Annotated in this window: 5 protein-coding genes; all 5 read left to right on the top strand. The window is 70.7% G+C overall.

Translation table 11 applies throughout. From position 1 onward, the window contains the following. Positions 1-222: 222 nt before the first annotated feature. Positions 223-1,137, top strand: coding sequence for an ABC transporter ATP-binding protein (locus ACWF94_RS29295; protein ID WP_453494981.1), 915 nt, complete (start codon positions 223-225; stop codon positions 1,135-1,137). Then, the gene (locus ACWF94_RS29290; RefSeq protein WP_453494978.1) at positions 1,134-2,015 is read left to right on the top strand and encodes an ABC transporter permease; all 882 of its coding nucleotides are present in this window, start codon (positions 1,134-1,136) and stop codon (positions 2,013-2,015) included. Before ACWF94_RS29295 ends, ACWF94_RS29290 begins: the two co-directional genes overlap by 4 nt. Before the next feature lie 51 nt (positions 2,016-2,066). Then, positions 2,067-2,768: a response regulator transcription factor gene (locus tag ACWF94_RS29285; protein ID WP_453494975.1), complete on the top strand. Its 702-nt coding sequence runs from the start codon at positions 2,067-2,069 to the stop codon at positions 2,766-2,768. Further along, positions 2,765-4,291 (top strand): sensor histidine kinase, encoded by a 1,527-nt coding sequence (locus tag ACWF94_RS29280; RefSeq protein ID WP_453494972.1) that lies wholly within the window; start codon positions 2,765-2,767, stop codon positions 4,289-4,291. The genes ACWF94_RS29285 and ACWF94_RS29280 overlap by 4 nt, the downstream gene beginning before the upstream one ends. A gap of 234 nt (positions 4,292-4,525) precedes the next feature. Continuing rightward, positions 4,526-6,608: MMPL family transporter (locus tag ACWF94_RS29275; RefSeq protein ID WP_453494969.1), on the top strand; the 2,083-nt coding region annotated here is incomplete at its 3' end.

The raw sequence follows: 6,608 nt of genomic DNA, 5'->3' as shown, positions 1-6,608 counted from the left end.
GCTGCGGTCTCCACCCGCCCCGCCGCTGCGGGCTTACGTGTGAGTTTCATGTGAGTTCGCGCCTCGAAGGCCGCTGACTATCTGATCGGCGCAGGTCACAGGCTTGACGCTGTCAGGCAGCGTTCATGTTCACCCATACGCTCCCACGTCCGCGGACGACAGTGGAGTGGTGCTCGCGGCCATCGCGCGCACCACTGCCACCCATCGGACCGTGGAGACTCGATGATCGAAGTACGTGGACTGACCAAGCGCTACGGCGAGGTCCTCGCCGTGGACGATCTGACCTTCGCCATCAGCCCGGGAGAGGTGACCGGCTTCCTCGGGCCCAACGGCGCGGGCAAGTCGACGACCCTCCGGATGATCCTGGGTCTGGATGCCGCCAGTGCCGGCACCGCGACCGTGGGCGGCAGGCCGTACACCGCCCAGCCCGCTCCGCTCAGGGAGGTCGGGGCACTTCTGGACCCGGGCGCGGTGCTGCCCAGCCGTACCGCCTACCACCACTTGCTGGCCCTTGCGGCGGGCAACGGGATCCCGCGCGGCCGTGTGGACGAGGTGCTGGCCGAGGTCGGCCTGGAGAAGGTGGCCCGGCGCCGGGCGGGAACCTTCTCCCTCGGTATGCGCCAGCGCCTGGGGATCGCCGCCGCGCTGCTGGGCGAGCCGTCGGTCCTGGTCTTCGATGAGCCCCTGAACGGTCTCGACCCCGAGGGCATCGTGTGGATCCGCTCGCTGATGCGCAGGATGGCCGCCGAAGGACGGGCCGTGCTGATGTCCAGCCATCTGATGAGTGAGATGGAACTGACCGCGGATCACCTCATCGTCATCGGCCGCGGCAAGCTGATCGCCGACACCACGATGAACGACTTCATCGACGCGCATTCCGAGCGGGAGGTCCTCGTGCGCACCCCGCAGACCGAGGCGCTCCGGCCCTTGCTCGGGGGCGCGGCCGGCGTGCGCACCGAAGGCAGGGACGCGCTCGTGGTCACCGGCCTGGAAGCAGCCGAGATCGGAGCCCTCGCCGCGGCGGGCCAAGTGGAGCTGCACGAACTGTCCCCGCGTCAGGTCTCCCTGGAGAAGGCGTTCATGGACCTGACCCGCGATGCGGTGGAGTACCGGACCGAGAAGGAGACGAACCGATGAGCCACACCACTGCGCGCCCCGAATCGAAGCCGGCGACGGTGAAGCTGCCTTTCCGCGCCCGTGGTCGGCGTCCCGCTTCGCAGGGCGCACGGCCCCGCGGGGCGACCTTCCGGCACAGCCTGCACGCCGAGTGGATCAAGATTCGGACGATGCGGTCGACACTGTTCGTGATTCTGGGCGCGCTCGCGTTCAGTGTGGGGCTCGCCGCGTTGAACGGTTCGTCCGCGGGCGGCGAGTACGCAGGTCTGTCGCCTGCTGACCAGGCCGCCTTCGATCCGCTGGCGACCAGTCTGCGGGGTTACCTGGTGGCGCAGATCGCGTTCGGCCTGCTGGGTGGCCTGGTGATGACCTCGGAGTACGGGGCGCGCACGATCGTGCCGACGCTCACGTCCGTGCCGCACCGGGCGCGGGTCCTGGGGTCGAAGGCCGTGGTGCTGGTGGGGGTGACCCTCCCGGTGGGGGTTGTGGTGTCGCTTTGCGGGTTCCTCATCGGGCAGGCGTCGCTGTCCGGGGCGGGCGCTCCGCACCTGGCGCTGTCCGACGGTGTGGCACTGCGCGGCGTCTTCGGTGGTGGCGTATATCTGGCACTGGCCGCTCTCTTCGGACTGGCTGTGGGCGCGGTGATCCGGTCCACGACGGCCACGGTGACGACGCTGTTCGGTGTGATGCTCATCGTCCAGGCGTTCGCGCCCGCGCTGCCCGGAGGGGTCGGCGACTGGGTGTCGAAGTACTGGCCGCCCATGGCCGGTGGGCAGATCATCACTGCTGTCCGTGATCCGGAGCTGCTTGGCCCCTGGGCCGGGCTCGGCGTCATGGCCGGGTGTGTGGCCGCGCTGCTGGCGGCGGCGTTCGTCGTGTTCCGCAAGCGCGATGCCTGACACGACAGGGACACTGGACGTGCGGACGATCAACGGTTGGGGACAGCTGCCATGACGACGAGACAACGCCTGCTCCTCGTGGAGGATGAGCCGACGCTGCGCGAGCTGCTGTCAGCGAGCCTGCGGCTGGCCGGCTTCCACGTGGTCCCGGCCGAGACCGGCGCCCAGGCGCTGGACGCGGTACGCGACGAGCACCCGGACCTGATCGTGCTGGACGTGATGCTGCCCGACACCGACGGCTTCGAGGTCGCCCGCCGCCTGCGCGAGCGGCCGAGCCCGGGCGACAGGCATCCGCCGATCCTCTTTCTCACCGCACGGGATGCGGCTGAGGACCGGATCAGTGGACTGCGGGCGGGCGGGGACGACTACGTCACCAAACCGTTCAACCTGGAGGAGCTGATCCTGCGGATCCAGGCGGTGCTGCGCCGCACCAACGGCCGCCAGTCCGAGGACCGCCTCACGGTGGGCGACCTGGAACTGGACGTCGCCAGCCACCAGGCCACCCGAGGGGGCGTGCCGGTGCCCCTGTCCCCGACCGAGTTCAATCTGCTGCGTGTACTGATCGAGAACGCCGGACAGGTGCTGTCCAGAACACAACTGCTGGAGGAGGTCTGGCACTACGATTTCGGAGGCGACGACTCCATCGTGGCCTCCTACATCAGCTACCTCCGCCGAAAGATCGACACCGGACAGGTCAAGCTGATCCACACCGTGCGCGGCACCGGCTACGTCCTGCGCAGGCCCCCGGCGTGAGCATCGAGCCCCTCCGCGACACGGCCGTACGACTGTCGCTGCGCGGACGTCTGGTGGCCATCTGCCTGCTGCTGGTCGTGGCTGCCCTGCTCACCGGCAACGCCCTGCTGGTCACCCTCCTTGAACGGCAGTTGGTGGACCAGTTGGACGAGCGGCTGCGCACCGCCGCAGCGGCGGCAGCGAAGCTGCCCGACCTCACCGAGGACCTCGACGCGACCGCGCCGCAGGTACGCGATGCGGTGGAGCGTGAGCTGACCGGCGACTTCTACGTGGCACGTCTCGGTGCCGACGGCCGACTGCGGCAAACCCCGCGCCCGGCCGTGGGCCATGCGCCCCACCTCCCCTTCTTGGACACGGCGGCCGTCGAGGCCCGCGGCACCGGCCCCTTCCAGGCCCCGGCCCAAAGCGGCGGCAGCGACTGGCGAGTGATCGCCACACCGGTGCGGCCCCCCTCACCGCAGCAGGAGACGGACATGTCTTCCGCCTCCCCGGGAAGCGTCGTCGTGGCCGGTTCGCTGGAATCCGTCGACACCACGATCCGGCATCTGGGACTGCGGATGCTGGTGATCGACTCCTTGGTTCTCGTCCTGATGGGGGGCATCGGCTGGTTCGCGGTGCGTGCCGGGCTGCGACCGCTGCGCCGTATCGAGACGACCGCTGCCGCCATCGCCGGCGGCGACCTGTCCAGCCGGGTCCCCGAGCCGGCCTCAACCCGCACCGAGCTGGGACGCCTGGCCACCGCCCTCAACGGCATGCTGGACCGGATCGAAGCCGGTGACGCGGCCCGGGCCGCCACCCATGACCGCATGCGCACCTTCATCGCGGACGCCAGCCACGAGCTGCGCACACCCCTGTTCGGGATCAAGGGCTTCACCGAGCTGTACCGCATGGGCGGCATGCCCGAACGTATGGACGTCGACACCGCGATGAACCGCATCGAACGCGAAGCGGCCCGCCTGGTGCGCATCGTCGAGGACCTGCTGCTGCTCGCCCGCCTGGACGAGGACCCCACCGCGCAGGCCCGGCTGCCGCTGCGGGTGACTCCCATGGACCTGCGCACCCTGGCCGCCGACGCCCTGCACGACCTCAAGGCCCTCGACCCCGAGCGGGCCGTCACCCTGACCGGCCCCGGCGGCGGCCCACCGGGCGGTGCCCCCGTACTGGGGGACGAGGCGAGGCTGCGCCAGGTCATGGCCAACCTGGTCGGCAACGCCATCGCCCACACCCCGCCGGCCAGCCCGGTACGGATCGGCGTGGGCATACACGAGGGGCAGGCGATCCTTGAGCTGAGCGACCAGGGCCCCGGCATGACAGCCGAACAGGCCGCCCGTATCTTCGACCGCTTCTACCGCGCCGACACCGCCCGCGGCCGGACCCAGACCGGCGGCGCCGGCCTTGGCCTGTCCATCGCCCACTCCCTGGTCACGGCCCACCACGGCCGGGTGGAAGTCCACACCGCCCCCGCGCAGGGCGCCACCTTCCGCATCCTGCTCCCACCACACACCGACACCCCCAGCGCCTGAACAGGCTCGCGCGCGCTGTGCTCCGGCCGCACCATCCGGGCGGCCTGCCGCCCGCACCGCCGTGGGCCGGCTCCCTGCCCCGCGCCGCCGGCGGCTACGCACAAGGGATGAGGCGCCGCACCGTCTCTACTTGCTTTTCAGTACACGGGAGTCTCACCAGGGCCGACGACACGGCCCCGGCCGGCCGCGAGGGTGAGGGGCGTTCCCGATTCTCAGATACGGAGATGTCATTTCATGGCGACTTTCTTGCACCGGGTGGGCCGCTGGGCCTTCCGGAGGCGTCGCACCGTCCTCCTGGTATGGGTAGCGGTACTGGCCGCCGTCTTCCTCGCCGCCACCAGCGCGCCCGAAGCGCCGGACGAATCGTCGTCCCTGCCCGGCATCGAGTCCCAGGAAGCGTTCGACCTGCTCAACGAGCGGTTCCCGGGCGCCGAGGCGGACGGTGCGGAGGCCCGCATCGTGTTCGTCGCCCCGCACGGGGAGCGGATCACCGCCGCTCCCCACCGCGCGGCCATCGACCGGCTCGTCACCACGGCGGCCAAGGGGCCCCAGGTGGCAGAGGCGACCAGCCCCTTCGAGAGCGACGCCGTGAGCGAGGACGACTCCACGGCGTACGCCACCGTCACTTTCGAGGTCGCGTCCGATGACCTCAAGGACGCAGGCAAGGCGGCTCTGACGAAGGCCGTCGAGCAGGCGCGGGACGCCGGCCTGACCGTGGAGGTCGGCGGCTCCGCGCTGGAGACGGAGGCAGCGGAGGGCCTGGGCGAGGTACTCGGCGTCCTGGTCGCCGCGGTGGTCCTGGTGATCTCCTTCGGGTCGCTGGCCGCCGCGGGACTGCCGCTGATCACCGCCGTCCTGGGCGTCACCGTCAGCCTGGCCGCCATCACCGCCCTGAGCAGCGCCCTCGGGTTCTCCTCCACCGTCGGCGAACTGGCCATGATGCTCGGCCTCGCCGTCGGTATCGACTACTCCCTGTTCGTGGTCTGCCGCTACCGCGAGGAGCGGGCCAACGGCCACCCGGCGCACGAGGCCGCCGCCCTGGCCGTGGGCACGGCGGGAAGCGCCGTCGTCTTCGCCGGACTCACCGTCATCATCGCCCTGCTCGGCCTCTCGGTGATCGGGGTGCCGATGCTCACCAGGATGGGCGTGGGCTCCGCCGGCACGGTCTTCGTCGGCGTACTGATCGCGCTGACCGCCGTACCGGCCCTGCTCGGCTTCTGGCCCGACGCTGTGCTCTCCCGCCGTACCCGCAAGGGCCCCGGCAGGACCGGCAAGGGCAGGGGCAGGACCCGCAAGGGCTGGGGACGCGCCGGGGGAGCGGAGGGCGAAGCGGTAGGCGAGAACAGCGGCAAGGCGCCCATGGGTGTTCGCTGGGCACGGTTCGTGGTGCGCAGGCCCGTACCGGTGCTGCTTCTGTCCGTGGTCGGTCTGGGCGCGCTCGCGATTCCGTCCCTGGACCTGCGGATGGGGATGCCCGGCGACGAGGCCAAGTCCACCACCACCACGGAGCGCCGCGCCTACGACGCGCTCGCACATGGCTTCGGCCCGGGGTTCAACGGCCCGCTGACCGTGGTCGTCGACGCCGGGAAGACCGACGATCCCGAGGCCGTCGTGCAGACCGTCACCGACAGGCTGACCGACACCGCGGGAGTCGTCTCCGTCTCCCCGCCCCGGTTCAACGAGGCGAAGGACACCGCGGTGCTGTTCGCCGTCCCGTCCACCGCGCCCACCAGCCGGCAGACCCAGGACCTGGTCCGCACGATCCGCGAAGAGCGGCCCGCGATCGCGTCCGCCACGGGTGCCGACTTCAAGGTCACCGGCACCACCGCGCTGAACATCGACCTCGGCCAGAAGATGCAGGACGCTCTCATCCCCTACCTCGGGGTGATCGTCGGTCTCGCGTTCCTCCTCCTCGTACTCATCTTCCGGTCGATCCTGGTGCCGCTCAAGGCCGCACTCGGCTTCCTGCTGTCCGTGGCCGCTGCGCTGGGCTCGATCGTCCTGGTCTTCCAGCAGGGGCACGGGGCGGGCCTGTTCGGCGTCGACGAAACCGGCCCGATCATGAGCACCATGCCGATCTTCCTTGTGGGCATCATCTTCGGCCTCGCCATGGACTACCAGGTCTTCCTCGTCTCCCGGATCCGCGAGGCCCACATCCACGGAGAGGGGCCGGGCCAGGCCGTCGTCACCGGGTTCCGGCACAGCGCCAAGGTCGTGGGAGCGGCGGCGCTGATCATGATGGCCGTGTTCGGCGCCTTCATGACGGGCGGCGACTCCATGGTCAAGATGGTCGGCTTCGGCCTGGCGAGCGCCGTCT

The organism is Streptomyces sp. NPDC055078 (genome assembly GCF_053607985.1).
The sequence above is the reverse complement of the archived record's forward strand: the minus strand, read 5'-3'. Positions and strand labels throughout refer to the sequence as shown.